Below are 16,005 nucleotides of genomic sequence, written 5' to 3'. Positions count from 1 at the left end.
CGTTGCATGTAGAATTGCAACCGCAACGACCCGCCATTGCCCCCGCCTCGACGCCCCTGAATCGGACATCGCCCGCCATGAATCTCTTCCTGTTTCGCTTTCGGCTTTGCATGACCGCGTCGATGGCCAGTCTTTTACTGGCTTCGTTGGCTCTCGCCCACGAAGGTCATGAGGGTCATGAGGGTGATCACGACCACGACCACGCGTCGACTTCAGAAGATCAGCGAAAGATCTTTACCACCCGTGGTGAGCACAAGTCGCTGCCGCTGACCAAAGAAGAGGACGTTTTTCATTTCGTCATCTATGGTGACCGAACCGGTGGCGTTCCTGCGGGCTTGAAGGTTTTAGAACAAGCCGTGGTCGATACAAACTTGCTCGATCCCGACCTGGTCATGACGGTGGGCGATTTGATTCAAGGCTACAACGAGCCGCCGGAATGGATGGAGCAGATGGTCGAGTTCAAGGAGATCATGAACGGGCTGAAAATGCGATGGTTCCCCGTTGCCGGAAATCACGATGTTTATTGGCGAGGCAAAACGCCGCCACCGCCTGGTCAGCATGAATCCAATTACGAGAAACACTTTGGTCCGTTGTGGTATTCCTTCCGACACAAAGACGCGGGTTTCATCGTCTTGTATAGCGACGAAGGTGACCCCGAAACAAACGCCAAGGGTTTTCACGAAGGTCGATTGCAAACGATGAGCGACGCGCAATTGGACTTTCTTAAAATAGCACTCGATGAGCACAAAGAACGCGAGAACGTCTTTGTTTTCTTGCACCATCCCCGCTGGGTCGGGCGCGGTTACGCTGGTGGGAATTGGGACGTCGTTCACGAAACCTTGAAGTCGGCCGGAAATGTGTCCGCCGTTTTTGCAGGTCATATTCACCAGATGCGTTTTGATGGCCCCAAGGATGGAATCGAATACTACGCGCTGGCGACGACGGGCGGACATCTGTCGGCGGACTTTCCCGGCGCCGGATACTTGCATCACTTGAACGTCGTGACCGTTCGTAAAAGCGGGATCTCCGTTTCTGCGCTTCCCATCGGTTCGGTCATCGACCCGAAAGATTTTACGGAAGAATTCTTGGCCGAAATGGGCAAGGCGCAACGAATTCGTCCTGAGCAAACGGATCACCAAATTTTGCTGGACGTCGATGGCTCGGCTTCGGGTACGTTGGAATTCACAATCAAGAATCCCGCGTCCAACCCCGTGGATGTGACCGTGTCACTTGATCAGCCAGGTGGTGATTGGAAAACAACGCTTGACCACGATCACTTCACTGTTGCTGCGGGGCAGTCAAAGTTGGTCGAACTCGAATTACGTCGGTTGCCGGATCCGAAGTCCGATTTGGTGATCCCACGACTTCGATTGGACTTGGACTATGTCGGGGAATCCGCACGGATCGCATTGCCGCCGGTGTTCACGCCCATTGCGATCGGTTTGTCGGCTGTCCCGGCGGACTACTTTGCGGACCAACCCAACCGTTGTTTGAATATGACAACGGAACGTGACGCCGTGCGAATCGAATCTTCTGATCTGAAGCTGGGCGATGGCCCTTTTACGTTAGAAGCGTGGGTCAATCCTTCGCAGTTGGCTGGCATGCGTGGCGTGGTCGCAAAAACTGAAAGCAGTGAGTTTGCAATCTTCATGGATGAAGGCGTGCCGCAATTCGATGTACATTTGAATGGCAAGTATGTTTCAGCGAAGGCGACCGGGTTATTGTCGGTAGGCCAGTGGACTCATTTGGCCGGGGTTTTCGACGGTACAACGGTACGGCTCTACGTCAACGGAAACTTGGCCGGTTCAACGCCCGGTCAAGGCACACGCAAGCGAAACCGTTTGCCGCTCTACATCGGTGCAGACACGAACCCCAATGGGGGCGCGACTCGCAGTTTTCTTGGGAAAATTGACGAAGTCCGCATCACCGAGGGAGCTGACTATGCGGACGCCTTTTCGCCCGTTCGCCGTTTGACGGTCTCGGCGAAGACGAAACTAATGCTCCACCTGGATCGCACCATCGGCCCTTTTGTGCTCGATCAGAGCTCGTCAGCGACGATGGGGCTGTTGGGTGAATCAGGGCAACTCGTCGCCGCTGACTGACCTTTTATCCAGTCTTGCTTGTATGCGGCTATGATTCCTGTTGATCCAACTTTCAAGCTGCTAAACTCTTCCACTCCTGTTCCCCCCCATCAACTCTAGATACCGAGGATGATCGCGCATGCTTCGCTCTCTCTTTACCGCGTCCACCGTTTTCTCCATTGCGTTTCTGACCGTACCACAGCTTTCAGCCCAAGAAGTAAAGGCTCACGCTGATCATGCCGAGGGTGCTCACGCGGCGATGCCTAACCTTGGAATTGCGGTCGTGGTGCCGACAAAGGAAAACAAAGTTCGGGGCGTGATTCGCCTTTCCCAAACCGGCGATCACCTTCACGTGGTCGGCAAAATTCGCAACTTGTCACCGGGCGAACATGGGTTTCACATTCATGAATTTGGTGACCTACGTAATATGGAAGACGGCACCAGCGCCGGCGGTCACTTCAACCCCAGCGGTGCCCCGCATGGCGCGCCCGATCACGGTCACGTCGGTGACCTTGGAAACATCACCGCCGATGGCGAAGGCGTTGCGAGTATCGACATTACCGTAAAGAACACCCAACTGCACTTTGTGCTCGGTCGTGCCTTTGTGATTCACGCGGACAAGGACGACTTGACCAGTCAGCCCAGCGGTGCGGCCGGTCCTCGCGTGGGACTCGGAATCATCGGAGTCGGCAATCCCGAATTCAAGTACGCACCAAAAGAATAAGACGCCGCACATTGCTTAGCGGATATACGTTTTCAACAATTGCAGCGTCGCTTGAATCGATTCGAGCGACGCTGTTTCGTTGGCGGTGTGATAGCCGGTCGTTGGGACTTGCAAAGTCGTTCCGGTGATGCGCCCTTCGGTAGCACCGATCAGTCGGCCTAGTTCTGTGCGGCCGAACGAGAGGGGCTTCTCGCGAGATCGGTTCAGCATTTCGACGTACTTGTCTTTGTAGGTGTATTCGATTCCCAGCGTTTTGCAGCGTGATTCCAGTTCTTGTGTCACGTTGGACGCGAACGTCGACGTCGCATCTCGCGTACGTAGCACGACATGCTGGGCCAATGCATCTTGTTCGCTGGAATAGGGGCTGGTGTCCAAAACGATCATCCGATCGGTGGCGATGTCATGTCGTTGAAACCATGCAAGCGCGTGCTGCCAACTTCGTCCCGCTTCTTCGCCGGCAGTGAACAACGCTGTGCCTTGAAAGCCGCATCGAAATAGATAGACCAGCATGGCAACGGACAAAACATTGTCCAGCTGGGCACGCACGAAGCCACTCGAAACCGTCAATCGGTCCAAAAAGGAAACGGGCGTTCCAGGTTGCAAGAAGTCGAGCCCCGAGACTTCAAAGATCAGGTTTCGTCGCTTCGGACAGATGAAGGATCGGTTGATCGTGCCCTGGCCCAGGTAGCTTCCCGCGTACGGGGTGTGAGCTTGAACGCGTTGGCCGTGGAACCGATCGGCGATCAATTCCATCGTTTGTTCCGATACGCTGTCGCCGGTCATTTCGCTGCGATTGGCAATGATAAACGCGGCATATTGGAATTCATTGGGTCCGGTGCAAATCAGTCCGTGCCGATCGACGTGAGCCGACAAAATCTGGCCCTTGGGGGCTTTTCCACGAGCAACCAACAGTCCGTGGTACCGAGTCACCTCGATCGGCAGTTCGTCGAGTTCGCGACGGAGCACGCGAAAGAAAGCGTCCTCGCTGCCAATCACCGACGGTTCACGAACCAATCCGCGCAACAGGATAAGAAACTCATCAAGGTCGCCGGCAAGATCGATGCTGTTTTTCATAGTTAAATCCTTGCCATTACCTTTAGGTGACGAAGTCCGCCGGCTCAATCCCGATTCCCTAAAACACGTCGTGCCCCGCCACAAAACGATCGTGTAGGCGTCGATAGGGCCCCTCAGCACGCAGCATTTCGGCGTGCTGGCCTCGTTCTACGACGCGACCGTTGGACAATACCAGGATTTGGTCGGCCGCCCGAATCGTGCTCAAACGATGGGCGATCACCAAGCTGGTTCGGTTTTGAAGCAATCGCGATAATGCCGCTTGAATTCGCACCTCCGTCAAGCTGTCCACGGCGCTGGTGGCCTCATCAAGAATCAAGACGCGCGGATCAGCCACCAATGCTCTAGCAAAACAAATCAATTGTCTTTGGCCCAGCGAGACCCGCCCGCCACGTGATCCGGCCTGGGTGTGTAGCCCTTCGGGCAAGTCATCGATCAACCAACTGCAATCCAGTGATTCAAGAGCAGCGATCGCATCCGACTCGGTCGCGCCGCTGCGGCCGGCCACGATGTTATCCAGCACCGTGCCGCTAAACAGATAGTTCTGTTGGGGAACGACCGATACGGCGCGGGCGATCGATGCGGTGGTGATCTCACGCAAGTTTTGGTCGTCAATACAAATCGTTCCCTGGTCGGGAAGATAAAACCGAGCTACCAAAGACGCCAGTGTCGACTTGCCGCTGCCGGTCTCGCCAACCAACGCCACCATCGAACCCGCGGGGACGTGCAACGAAACGTCGATCAAGACCGGACGCGCGGGTTCGTATGCGAACGTTACTTCGCTGAGTTCAAGTTTGCCGAGGATCGGTTCGGCGAACGGTTTGGCATCGGGAAGGTCCGTCCAAAGCGGCTCGGTGTCCAGCAATGCAAACACCCGCTCGGCACCCGCCATGGCGGTCAGTGCTTGGTTGTATTGATTGCCAAGCACTTGAATGGGGCTGAAGAATAGTCCTGCTAGGAACCAAAACTGAATGAGGTCGCCGACCGGCATGGGATCATTGGCGATGATCGCCCGATAGGCCCCCACGATAAGGACCAGCCCCAGCGAAACTTGGCCTGTCAATTCAAGCAGCGGCATCATTCGGCCACCCTCGCGCGTACTTCTCATGTTGTATTCGGCGTGGTCAACGGTCAGCTGGCGAAACAATTCGGCATTGGTTTCTTCGCGAGCAAGTGCCTGGGTCACTCGGATTACCGAGACCGACTCGGCGATCGTTGCCGTCACGCGGCTAAAGCTCTCTTGGACGTCGCGGTACGCTTGGCTCAAGCGACCTCGCATGACCTTACCGATCAGCCAAAGTATCGGACTCATCGCCAACACGACCACAAGCAGCGGCAGGTCATAGCATCCCATCACGATCGCCGCGATGATCATTTGGCCGCCTTGAACCATACTGACAAACAACACGTCTTGGACACCGGTACGAACGGAATCGCAATCACTGGTGATCCTGCTGATCACGCGACCGGTTTTCGTTTTCGTGTAGAACGACATCGGCATCGTTTGCAGATGTTCGTACACGCGTCCACGCAGGTCGTGAATGATCGCCTCGCCCAGTTCAAGTGCCATTCGTTGCCGATAAACCAGCGTCAACTGAGTCCAGGCGGCTAACGCCAACACGCCCAGCGAAGCAAACGCGATGGAGGCGAACGGGGCCCGGCCAGAAACGGGGCCGTTGATCACGGCGCCGATGGACCATGCTAGGGCTGGCAATTGGCAAGCACGAAGCAACACGAGTCCGGTCAATGCGTTTCGTTTGCGCGAATACGGACGCATCAGCGTCCACAGTCGACGAATCAACGCCATCGAAAGCGGGCGGCGCCGTGCCTCGGCATCCGGATCGCGGATCACCTTGACCATTGCGGGGAAAGCGTTCGAGGAGTTCATGGCTGCGACTCCGATGACGATTGGCTGAGCACGACGTCGCGGTAGTGGCCGGCTTCGTCGATCAGCTTTTCGTGGCTGCCTTCTTGCACGATCCTTCCATGATCAAGAATGATGATTCGGTCGGCGCCCCGCAGCGTGCTGATTCGATTGGCGACCGTCAACGTGGTCCGTCCGACGCTTGCCGCGTTCATTGCCGACACGATCTCGTGTTCGGTTTCCGGGTCGATCGCCGAGACCGGATCGTCAAGCAACAGAATCGCCGGATCGGTCAGCAACGCCCTCGCGAGCGCCAATCTTTGCCGTTGTCCGCCCGATAGCGACATCCCAAATTCGCCCAACATCGTGTCGTAACCCATCGGCGATGCTTCGATGAACTCGTGCGCCGCCGCCAATCGCGCAGCCATACGAACTTGCTCTCGCGAAGCATTCGGGAATCCAAAGGCGATGTTGGCGCCGATCGTGTTGCTTAACAACAGCGGTTCTTGCAACACCAGGCCGACGCTGCGGCGTAGCGTTGGTAGGTCCCAGCGGCGCACGTCGACGCCGTCCACTTCGATCGTTCCGCACTGCGGATCATAGAACCGGGGAATCAAGCTCAGCAGTGTCGATTTACCCTGCCCCACCGCACCCATGATCGCAATCTTCTCGCCCGGGCGCACTTTTAGAACGATGTCCGACAACACTGGCGAACCATCTCCGTATTGGAACCAGACGCCTTGAAACCGGATCTCGCCGCGAACGGTTTCGGGTACCCATGGATCATCGGGCGGTACGACTTCCTCTGCCGCGTCAAGCACTTCGAAAACGCGCCGGGCACCGGTCAGCGACTGTTGAACGGTACCGACCAAGCCCGACAGGTTACCGACTTGGTTGCTGAATTGTTGCAGCAGTCCCGCGAAGACGATCAACCCGCTGCCCAGCGACAATCGATCGATCGAAGTCAAGTATCCGCCGTACATCAACAGAACGACTAAGTTGATTTGAGTCAGAAATTGAATCGACGGACCGAATCGGCTGACCTTTACGAATACTGCTTGTTGTTGAGTCTGAACGAGATCGTTGGCTTCCTTGAACCGCGCGATCTCTGCGGATTGGCGACCGAGTGATTTGATCACGGTGACACCATCGACGGATTCGGATACTCGCAAGACCAGTGCGTCAAACAAATGGCGGGTTTGGTCATACATCGGCCGCACGGCTTGCGAAAACCGAATGCTGGTCCACCACACGATCGGTGTCGTCATCAGACAAACAATCGTCAAACCGATATCGATTCGTAACATGAAGAACAGATACACGACCAGCGACATCACCAAGATCGACAACTGAATCAAAACGCCATCGATGAACGTTCGCGTCGATTGGACGTCGCCGGTCACGCGATTGATGATGGTGCCGGCAGGTTGGTCGTTATAAAACCGCAGACTTAGCCGTTGCAGTTTCGCGTAAACGTCGGCTCGAAGATCAACGACGATTTTGCGATGGACCAGAGTCCCAGAAACGAGCGCATACGAATAGTTCAACGCCGCGCGGACCACTGCGATCAAGATCATCGATCCGGACAAGGCGATCACCTGCGTCATCGCAGGCCAGGATTCGGGAAAGCGAATGCCAAAGGGAAGTGTCGGCATCGACGGGGTGTCGCCTGCATGAAAGCGGATCACATCGATTGCAAGCCCACCGATTTGGACCAACATCACGGCGAGTGCCATCAGAACCGCCTGTAAAACCAACATCGCGGCGCACCAACCACGGTAGCCCCAAGCCAATCGCAGCAATCGCATGACGACGGCCGAGTTAGAAAGGTCCCCGTCCGGTGACCATCGAAGGCTAGATTCAGGCGTAGAAATCGTTTCAGTCTCGTCCGGGAAACTTCAACAAGCGAGGTTCATCGTCATCATCCGCTTGGTCTTCGTCGACTTTGCCTTTGTTGACGTTGTCTTGATCAGCAAGAAACGAGAGCCTACTCGCCCTCAATGCAAGATCGTCTTCTTCCTCGTCATCGTCCGCCATGCTGTCGAGCAACTCGCCGATCGATCCGAATGCTTCCAGTTGTTCTAGAAGGTCCGGGTCGATGACACCGGCACGGATTTCGCCGATGGGGTCCTGTTCATAATCGTGGCCGATCTTCCAATTGATTTTGTGCCGGCGCGACAGTTCGCAAAGGACGTCGGTCATGGTCAAAACGTTGCCATCGGGAAGTCCCTCGGCATTCGTATCATCGCTTGGGGGCGGATCGGCAAAGAAGTTCGGTTTGCTGGCACCCGCCAACCGGCCGTCCGACTTTTGATTCAAAATGACCGGTTCACAACTCAGCCACGTGAATCCGCTGCTCAAAATGCTTGCGTCCTGCTTGATCTCGAACGCCTGGGCCGGATGCATCGCCTCGGTCGAACAGTACTGAATCGTAAATCCCATGACCGTTTCCCGCGTGTGTCGATCGTCTTGTGTCGCATCGATACGTTCGAGACGGCAGCCTTATTTTATAGCGTCACTGGCAAGACGCGGAAGGAACGGTTCGTATTGCCAACAAGGAAAAACCACAGACGACCCTACTGCGGTAATGAACGGCCGTGTGAATCAGTCGGGCGTTTGAGCTTGGAATTTCTTGCTTTTCAAGATTTCGGCGAAAAACGATTCTGGCAGCGACACAGTAAGTTCGGTTCCTTCATCAGCGACCGTCACTCCATCACAGCCAGATCTTGAAGAAATCCATCGGGTAACGGCTTCCTGCGTCCGCTCCATCGCGGCCAGATCCGGGGTCTCGAGTTTCAAGCTGGCGTCAAGCTTCGGCGTTAATCGCATCGATAGAGTCATTCGTATGACATCGACCATTGTTTGCTTCGGGTTCAGGTCCACACCCCAGCGACCGGGCAGCGTATCTGGCCACAGTGCAACCAAGTTTCCGCGAGTCGCATCGCTAATCGAAATGACGGCGCGATGAGGAAACACATCGGCGCTGGTTAGCGGTGATGACAGGTCCCCACGTCCGGCCGGTCGCGGCTGCATCACGCGCCCAATCGTCTCAGCGGTCCCGATCAAAACCGACTTGTGATCTGTCTGAACACGCACGAGCATTTTCCACGGTGATGAATCCAGGACAGATTCAATCGAACTGGCAAGCCGACTCGCCGCGGCAGGAGACGATGTCGGAATCATCACCAGCGGTGCGCCCTCAAGATACATTCGTGGTGATGCAGCGACGAACGCCCGGTTGCCACCTTCGGTGACAATTTTTTTGGCGATCCGCCGAATGGTTTCAAACCATGGAGATTTCAATATCGGACTTTCATCGCCGAGCTCGCCGATCCAAAGCGAAACGCTTTCCAAATCTAGTTCCTTGATCCCAAGCTCCATCAAGATGCATGACGACGATTCCAAATAGGGCGTCATAGCGTGAGGTCTGACACCGGTGGGGGCTACATCGTTGATCAGGACCGGCGGTATTTCGACATGAAGCACCGATTGACTCATGGCTTCTACCGGGGAAAACAGAAGCAACGCAAGTATCGAACCGAGCAAACGAAACGAAATCATGATTTTCCTTTCAAGACAAGTTGAACCGTCAAGTCAACGTCGTTGCCGCTGGTGCTAGCCCTCGTCAACGTGGCGTGTTCGGCATCGGTACGTTGGTACACGAACGGTCCACTCGCGATCGGGTCGTCCCAAGCCGGAACCGGCGAAAGTTTTTCTAGCGTCGCCGGAAGTTCGCCCGTTTGGTCCGCGTGCATTCGAATTGCTTCGATGGTCATCAACCAAGACCGATGCTGGTATGCTCGCAAGTTGTATAGATACTGTTGAAACGACGGCGTCAGCTCACGAGCTACACGGACAGCCAAGTCACGCGATTCGGAATCATCGGCCAGCATCCAGCGCTGGGATTGAGACGCGGCGAACACGTCGGGTGGGAGCGTCTGCCATGCTTCCCATTGGTCTCGGAAGCGACGCAAACGAAGGCTCGTCCAACGTAACACCGCTTCGCAATCCGAAAGTTCACCCGCACGGTTTTTCCAAACGTCTGTGGATTGCAGCCCATCCCGAGACGGTTCCGCCATCATCGCGACGTACATTCCCATCATCAGCATTGCAGCGCGATGATCATCGTCTGGTGAAGACGTCGTTCCGACGAGGACGCCGTGTGCTTGGTCCGCCAAATCGAGAAGTTGCGAAGCTGCCGCGTCTTGACCGATTGTTGGTGACGACATGTCGGGCGCACCGGGTAACATTTTTGTCAGCAGCGTCGATTCGAACTCGATCGCCTGACGTACTTCGAACAGTCTTTCGCTGGGCAGCGCCGCCAGCGCCCAATAGACGTTGGGGAAGTCGGGCTGCACCACGGCGGCCTCGACGACTTGCAGCATTCTTTCGGCGATCGCGATTCCAATCAGTCGCCCGACCAAAAATGGCGTGCTTTGCGACGCGACTTCCGACAATCTGAATCCGATGCGCACGGTTTCGATCGCTTCGTCGTAGCGATGTTCCAATATTGCCAGCCGAGCTTTTAGTTCCAAGATCCGGCAAAGCATCCGCATGTCTTGAAATTCAGGCAACAGAAGCCCGATCGTCTCGTTCACCGACAACGCTTCGACGCCAAGGTCGTAATGAATCTTCATCGCATTCTCGATTCGCATCAATTCGTTGATCGATGTATTGAATCGGTCGAGCGAGCGATGCACGTCGTCGACGGGAAGCTGGTCGAGCGGCAGTTCATTCCATTGAAAATGCTGCTCATATTCGTTCGGTTCGTCGTCCGCGGCGTTCGCAACCGCGGAATGCATCAGGATCAACGCCCGCAAAACACCCGGCATTGGATCGCGGTCCTGGCGATGTTCGGCAGCAGGCCAAAAGCGATAGCGAAGCATGGGATCGGGGGCAGCCATCGGTGCGATCGAGACGGTTCGCGGCGCCGCGCCGTCGTCGGCCCAGGTCATCGGCGCCGTAGACGCCAATGCCACGATCCAAAACGACCCGATGGCTCGTAACGAAAAGACGTTTTTCATCGTCGGGTCTCCAATGCGTGGGTCATTGTATGCAAGTCGCGAACGGATAGCGTCGACGGTTGTGCGGCGGAGTCGCTGTGCTGGCTTCGCGAAGCCTGCTGAAACCCAGTCCAACGGTCCATCATCGGAAGGCTGCCGTCTTCGTTGATTTCAATCGACCGATGAAAGGCGACAAGCATGTCGTCGGGCAACGAGGGGTCGACGAAGACGCGAGTTGGTTTCATCGGAAGAGGGTTTTGGCGGGCTCGGGCAGCAATCCCGATCGTTGGTTCCTGCTTAGACGTCGCCTTCGGCAATGCAACGTTGGTCAAGTGTCTCAATTCGCGTCGCAGTTGAATCGTCCAGTAACCGAGCGGACCGGCGGTGCAAGCGACCAAAGACGCGGCAATCATCCAACCGCGAATCGGAAAACTGCGACGCTCGTGACTGACTTCACGCTGCGCGGTCGCGTAACCGATTCGAAACATCGTTTCGTTTGGTGACTCGATAGGCGTCGGTTGCAATCGTCGCAGATTCTCGACCCACGTCTGGTTGTCGTTGTCGTTCATGATGATCTCTCGGAATGGGATACTTCCGTAGCCAGGTCGGGCGGGGCAAGTTGTTGTCGCAGCGAATCAATGCCTTGGGTGAACTGGCGATGGGCGCTGGACCGCGAAATTTGAAGTACCTCGGCGATGGCATCGAAAGTCATTTCGCCCCAAACGTGCATCACGATCACCTCGCGAGTTGGCGAGTTTAAGTGCATCAATCGTTGTGTCACTTCGTCGGCGTCGATGCCGGCAGCGACGTCCGTTTGAAACCAGTCGCATTTCGCGAGCATGGACTCGCGATTCTTTCGGCGACCACCCGATCGGTGCCAACTCAGAATCTGGTTCCGTACGACGCGTACCATCCAAGCGAACGGATCGTCGGGCAACTTTGGTTGCAACGCCAAGGCGATGAACGCTTCCTGCACCGCATCGTCGGCAAGTGACACACCGCGAGCATCACCCATCGACCGCGCTATCAGCAGCAAACGGCTCGCGTGATCGTTCCAAAGTTGCGATAGATCTGCCGCGTCGATCACGTTCGATGCGTCTCCAGTCACGCGTGCCGAGTTTCCGCATGGTCGCCCATGGCTTCACTGTTCCGTCCCAATCAAGGTCGTCACATTCAAGGATGCCGTCGAGCGATCGACATCCCAGCGTATTTCCGAAAAAGCTGGAAAAGGAAAAGGCCGCCGCGGCGATCGCCTCGCTAGCACGCGAATACGATCAACGCAGGGAGTTCGGGATCGCTACGGGTCGGGCGACTGACCAACCACTTGCAAGAGCTTATCTAAATCGGCAATTAACTCACGCATGGTTTGTTGTCGACGGGACGGCTGCTTGCTAGTCGCTTTGGCAAAAATATCATCGGCCAATTCCGGGATCCCTCGCGTCGGGGATCGCTCGCTCGGAGGTGTCGGTTGACGCGAACAGATGTTGTCGAACGTTTCGTCGCGATCGGCCCCTCGAAATGGTTCCGCAATCGCCATCGCTTCGTACAGGCAAATTCCCACGGAAAAAATGTCGCTGCGATCGTCGATGTCGCGGTTTCCGATTTGCTCGGGCGACATGTAGGTCGGGGTCCCGACCATTTTCTCGGCCGGTGTCAACGGCGGCAGATCGTAGTCGCCCGTTTGGTGGACGACGCTGTCGTCCGAAGCCGAGTCGCGAATCACGTTGCGACGCTGGCCTTCGGGCTCGGTCATGAACGGCATCGATTCGCCCCAAACCTTTGCCGTGCCCCAATCCAGCAATGTGACTTCACCAAAATTTCCAACCCAAATATTTTCAGGCTTTACGTCACGGTGAATCACGCCGCTTACATGCGCCGAGGCGAGCGTTTGGCAAACGTCTTGAATGATCTCGATCCGTCGATACAGCGGAAAAGCCCGCAACACTTCCTCGTCGCCCTTTGCGATGGACCGCAGTACGTTGAAGAAATTTTCGCCCGAAATCCGCTTCATCGTGTAGTAGATGCCGCACTCGTCGTCTTCACCGATTTCGTACACCGGCACCGTACCGGGGTGTTGCAATTGGGCCGTGACGCGTGCTTCGCGAAGCAGTCGCCGGCGAAACGTGCGATCCAGACGATGCTCGGGCAACAACATCTTGATCGCAACCGTCCGTCCGACGATCAGATCAAACCCCGAATAGAGAAGTCCATTGCCGCCGCGAGCCATTTCCTTCCGATCGGCGTATCGATCGAGGCCCGTTGGCAACGGCGAAGGAAGCTGGATGTCGGTGCTGGAGATGGAAAGCATGATGAATTATCTCGATCCTCCTGAGGTCATTTGCAATCGTGTAACTCGAACAAGCGTCGCAACAGAAAGGACTGTGACGTCTCCGTCTGCTCCGCCACACGTTGCATTCCCATCGTCATCGTGTCCCGCGTCAAGATGCCCCACGGGGATCAAGACGCTTGAATACTTCCTTTAGTTATACCCGTATCGTACGGGTAAACGTATCGGTCATTCACAAACCCGCACCGTCGGTCGGCAGACGGCGCAACGGTCACTACGGAACTCCCTTCTTTCGCGGCATTTTCAGCGTGGTCGGCTGTTCCGGTACATGTTAGTTCAGCAGCGGCGTTTTCAATGGATCGCCGTTGTTTTCACGGTCCAACGGCGGCACATCGGCGCCCCAACCAGATCGCTAGGGGCGTGAACCTGGTGAAGACCAACCCATCGAGCAGCAAAACCACCACCAGCGAAAGCCCGAATAGCGGTAAGTAGATCGTCAGTCCGATGACTGCTAACCCCAGTCCGATGCAGCGTCCGCGACTGATGCGATCGGTGATCCTGCCGTGTCGAGAAATCGACGCGGGCGGCGAGAGCCCAAACGAATCGCGCCGACGCCACCAAAGGACGATCCCCGTAACCGACAGAATCAACAGCATTCCGGTCACGGCCGATGCGATCAATTGATTGGCAAGGCCGAATCGTTGTCCTTCGTGCAGGGCAATTCCTTGACCAACGACACGATCAACCCAATGCCTGTCCGCAAACGTTTCGACACCGACCGGCTCTTGCGATTCGGCATCATATCGCAACGTCTGCTGGTGCGGCCGATTCGCGGTTTCCGATTTGATTGTCCAAATCGAACCGCCGTTGCTGGGCGGTGCAAGGGTGATGGGCGGCAACCAATTCAATGACTGTGCAAACGGGGCCACGCGATCGATTTGCGATAAATGGAATGTGGATGGATCGGGTATAGGGCTTCTCCAAGGCGGAGAACCCGATCGGGCCGGACGTTTCTCCTCGTGATTGGCATGTTCGCCCTTCGGTGATCCGTTGTCCCAATGCGAACTGGCGTGCGTCGTACCCGTCACCTTGCGGATCGACTTAAAATAGTCGCCCCAGAAAAGTGACCAAGGCAACCCGGTTGCGACTAAGAACACAATCAGTCCGGACGCCCACAGACCGCCAACGCTGTGGATGTCTTTCCAAAACGATTTCCCCTTGGCGTTCCATCGTGGATAGACCACTCCGGCAAGCTGGAACTTGCGCGGCAACCATAGCACCAGTCCTGTCAACACCATCACGATCGTCCAGCTTGCCGCAAGTTCGACCAGATACGAGCCTCGCTTTCCCAGCAAGAGTTCACCGTGAATGCGCCGCACGACACGGACGAACCGCTGATCCTCTTCGACGGTTCCCAAGACCGATCCGTCGATGGGGTGGACAAAAATTCGCAATCGATCACCTCCGCGATCGACGATCACTCGTGTAGCCGATGTCGTAGGGTCGGAGTCATCGAAGGCGTGGGGGCGTTCTGCCAAAACGAATCGACCGCCATCCACGCTCGCGACGGCAGATTCAACTTGACGCATCAGCGATATGGGCGATCGTCCGTCCACGGGCAATTGGTCGTAGTGTCTTTCTTGCCACGCCTCGATCTGAGGCCGATACAGGTAAATGGTTCCGCTGATCGATAGCACGATCACGAACGGAATGCAAAACACTCCTGCGTAAAAATGCCAGCGCCAAACCGACGCATAGTCGGGCCATTGCCGACGACCACTTGGTTTCGATTGGGTAGAGGGTGAATCGTTCATGGTGCGAAACCCTGAATCACTTCGTGACCGTTGGCGCTGTGCAAGTCACGATGCAGTTCGGTATCCGTGCTGTCGCTTAGGAAGTGGACCGATCCGTCGGCAAACAGCAATAGTGCGCCACCGGTGTGATAGCTGCGTGGCGCGAAGTATCCGGTCCAATGCGTGACAATGTCGGGCGTGGGACTGTTAGGTGACAGGTAGCCGTTGGTCATCGAGTTGATTGCGCCCGTAAATGCCCAGCTCATTCCCCGGCCACGAATCGCGGGGCTCGATCCACCACGCCAATTCGAAAACGTGTTCCAAATCGCGGCGACGTCGGGGTTTTCGATCAACCCGTCGGCGTTCAAATACGCCGCCCAAACGCCGCCCGCCGACATGCCCTGCTTCGTTTGCAATGCCGGGCTGACACCCGATGACCCGTTCAACGTCATGGTGTACGGTCTTCGCGGAAGTTGACCGGTTGGCAATGTTTGGTCGCCGCCTTCGCTGCGTACTGTCTCGCTCATGATCACCGTATTGGAAAGGCCGTCGAGAACGTGATTGAACTTGACGCCGTGCGGCGAGAAAAACATGCCGTCCGTCTTCCAACGGAAATCATAGTTTTGTTTTCGGTTGCTGCCGAAACTGGCCAGGTAGTTGTTTCCACCGTACGTGTAATCGTTGCCCGACACCGTGACGGTTGTTGTTGCCGCCGCGGGATCGCTGGGGCATAGATAAGTTCCTACTGCATTCGCAAACGCCGCGGCGTTTGCGGGATGCGGTACTTTTCCGGCCCAATTGCCGCTGAACGCAGGCACGTTGAAGCTGAGTTGGTCGTTCAACCCAGACTGCTCGATGTACGGCAGGATGCGGGCTTGAACCGAAAAGTCTGCATCAAGCGTTCCGGCCGGAGGAAGTGTCTTGAAGGCAGATTCATAGTTGTGAAGCGCCAGCCCAATCTGTTTGAAGTTGTTACTGCAACTCATTCGCCGCGCTGACTCGCGCGCCGCTTGGACGGCGGGAAGCAACATTCCGACGAGGACGCCGATGATAGCGATCACGACCAGCAACTCCACCAACGTGAATCCGAACGAGCGACGGTGACCGGATGGAAGTGGTTTGTGGATAGGAGAAATCCTTGGATAGTTCATATCAAATTGCAATCAAGCGAAAGGTATTTTT

General features: G+C 56.1%; 13 protein-coding genes. 2 read left to right on the top strand and 11 right to left on the bottom strand.

Annotated features, from left to right (window positions below):
- The first annotated feature begins 77 nt into the window (after positions 1-77).
- On the top strand, positions 78-2,102 hold the full coding sequence (locus tag Poly51_RS27185; protein WP_246114811.1) for a LamG-like jellyroll fold domain-containing protein: 2,025 nt from the start codon (positions 78-80) through the stop codon (positions 2,100-2,102).
- A 118-nt stretch (positions 2,103-2,220) separates the two neighbouring features.
- Positions 2,221-2,805, top strand: coding sequence for a superoxide dismutase family protein (locus tag Poly51_RS27180; RefSeq protein ID WP_146462068.1), 585 nt, complete (start codon positions 2,221-2,223; stop codon positions 2,803-2,805).
- Between the two features lie 15 nt (positions 2,806-2,820).
- Here Poly51_RS27180 and Poly51_RS27175 read toward each other — a convergent pair whose 3' ends face one another.
- From Poly51_RS27175 to Poly51_RS27125, 11 genes are all read right to left on the bottom strand, one after another.
- A complete protein-coding gene (locus tag Poly51_RS27175; protein WP_146462066.1) occupies positions 2,821-3,879 on the bottom strand; it encodes a peptidase M42 in 1,059 nt (352 codons plus the stop codon).
- A gap of 58 nt (positions 3,880-3,937) precedes the next feature.
- Positions 3,938-5,764: an ABC transporter ATP-binding protein gene (locus Poly51_RS27170; RefSeq protein WP_146462064.1), complete on the bottom strand. Its 1,827-nt coding sequence runs from the start codon at positions 5,762-5,764 to the stop codon at positions 3,938-3,940.
- Positions 5,761-7,548: an ABC transporter ATP-binding protein gene (locus Poly51_RS27165; RefSeq protein ID WP_146462062.1), complete on the bottom strand. Its 1,788-nt coding sequence runs from the start codon at positions 7,546-7,548 to the stop codon at positions 5,761-5,763. Before Poly51_RS27165 ends, Poly51_RS27170 begins: the two co-directional genes overlap by 4 nt.
- Before the next feature lie 70 nt (positions 7,549-7,618).
- Positions 7,619-8,182: a hypothetical protein gene (locus tag Poly51_RS27160; RefSeq protein WP_146462060.1), complete on the bottom strand. Its 564-nt coding sequence runs from the start codon at positions 8,180-8,182 to the stop codon at positions 7,619-7,621.
- 162 nt (positions 8,183-8,344) lie between these two features.
- Positions 8,345-9,238: a hypothetical protein gene (locus Poly51_RS27155; protein WP_186775850.1), complete on the bottom strand. Its 894-nt coding sequence runs from the start codon at positions 9,236-9,238 to the stop codon at positions 8,345-8,347.
- Positions 9,239-9,297: 59 nt separating this feature from the next.
- Positions 9,298-10,764, bottom strand: coding sequence for a hypothetical protein (locus tag Poly51_RS27150; RefSeq protein ID WP_146462056.1), 1,467 nt, complete (start codon positions 10,762-10,764; stop codon positions 9,298-9,300).
- Positions 10,761-11,312 carry a hypothetical protein gene (locus Poly51_RS27145; RefSeq protein ID WP_146462054.1) on the bottom strand — a complete coding sequence of 184 codons (552 nt, stop codon included), beginning with the start codon at positions 11,310-11,312 and terminating at the stop codon, positions 10,761-10,763. Before Poly51_RS27145 ends, Poly51_RS27150 begins: the two co-directional genes overlap by 4 nt.
- Positions 11,309-11,851: an RNA polymerase sigma factor gene (locus tag Poly51_RS27140; RefSeq protein WP_146462051.1), complete on the bottom strand. Its 543-nt coding sequence runs from the start codon at positions 11,849-11,851 to the stop codon at positions 11,309-11,311. The genes Poly51_RS27145 and Poly51_RS27140 overlap by 4 nt, the downstream gene beginning before the upstream one ends.
- Positions 11,852-12,040: 189 nt before the next feature.
- Complete coding sequence (locus tag Poly51_RS27135; RefSeq protein ID WP_146462049.1) at positions 12,041-13,054, bottom strand: serine/threonine protein kinase; 1,014 nt, start codon at positions 13,052-13,054, stop codon at positions 12,041-12,043.
- 347 nt (positions 13,055-13,401) lie between these two features.
- On the bottom strand, positions 13,402-14,844 hold the full coding sequence (locus Poly51_RS27130) for a PepSY-associated TM helix domain-containing protein (RefSeq protein ID WP_146462046.1): 1,443 nt from the start codon (positions 14,842-14,844) through the stop codon (positions 13,402-13,404).
- Complete coding sequence (locus tag Poly51_RS27125; protein WP_146462044.1) at positions 14,841-15,974, bottom strand: DUF1559 domain-containing protein; 1,134 nt, start codon at positions 15,972-15,974, stop codon at positions 14,841-14,843. The genes Poly51_RS27130 and Poly51_RS27125 overlap by 4 nt, the downstream gene beginning before the upstream one ends.
- Positions 15,975-16,005 lie beyond the last annotated feature (31 nt).

This window comes from Rubripirellula tenax (genome assembly GCF_007860125.1).
In the GTDB taxonomy this organism is placed as follows: Bacteria; Planctomycetota; Planctomycetia; order Pirellulales; family Pirellulaceae; genus Rubripirellula; species Rubripirellula tenax.
Note: the sequence above shows the minus strand (reverse complement) of the source record. Positions and strands in the feature narration are given on the sequence as shown.

Coding starts and splice junctions, on each gene's coding strand:
- Poly51_RS27180 (WP_146462068.1), top strand. CDS start 2,221: ATGCTTCGCTCTCTCTTTACCGCGTCCACCGTTTTCTCCATTGCGTTT.
- Poly51_RS27130 (WP_146462046.1), bottom strand. CDS start 14,844: ATGAACGATTCACCCTCTACCCAATCGAAACCAAGTGGTCGTCGGCAA.
- Poly51_RS27170 (WP_146462064.1), bottom strand. CDS start 5,764: ATGAACTCCTCGAACGCTTTCCCCGCAATGGTCAAGGTGATCCGCGAT.
- Poly51_RS27160 (WP_146462060.1), bottom strand. CDS start 8,182: ATGGGATTTACGATTCAGTACTGTTCGACCGAGGCGATGCATCCGGCC.
- Poly51_RS27165 (WP_146462062.1), bottom strand. CDS start 7,548: ATGCGATTGCTGCGATTGGCTTGGGGCTACCGTGGTTGGTGCGCCGCG.
- Poly51_RS27185 (WP_246114811.1), top strand. CDS start 78: ATGAATCTCTTCCTGTTTCGCTTTCGGCTTTGCATGACCGCGTCGATG.
- Poly51_RS27145 (WP_146462054.1), bottom strand. CDS start 11,312: ATGAACGACAACGACAACCAGACGTGGGTCGAGAATCTGCGACGATTG.
- Poly51_RS27155 (WP_186775850.1), bottom strand. CDS start 9,238: ATGAGTCAATCGGTGCTTCATGTCGAAATACCGCCGGTCCTGATCAAC.
- Poly51_RS27175 (WP_146462066.1), bottom strand. CDS start 3,879: ATGAAAAACAGCATCGATCTTGCCGGCGACCTTGATGAGTTTCTTATC.
- Poly51_RS27150 (WP_146462056.1), bottom strand. CDS start 10,764: ATGAAAAACGTCTTTTCGTTACGAGCCATCGGGTCGTTTTGGATCGTG.
- Poly51_RS27125 (WP_146462044.1), bottom strand. CDS start 15,974: ATGAACTATCCAAGGATTTCTCCTATCCACAAACCACTTCCATCCGGT.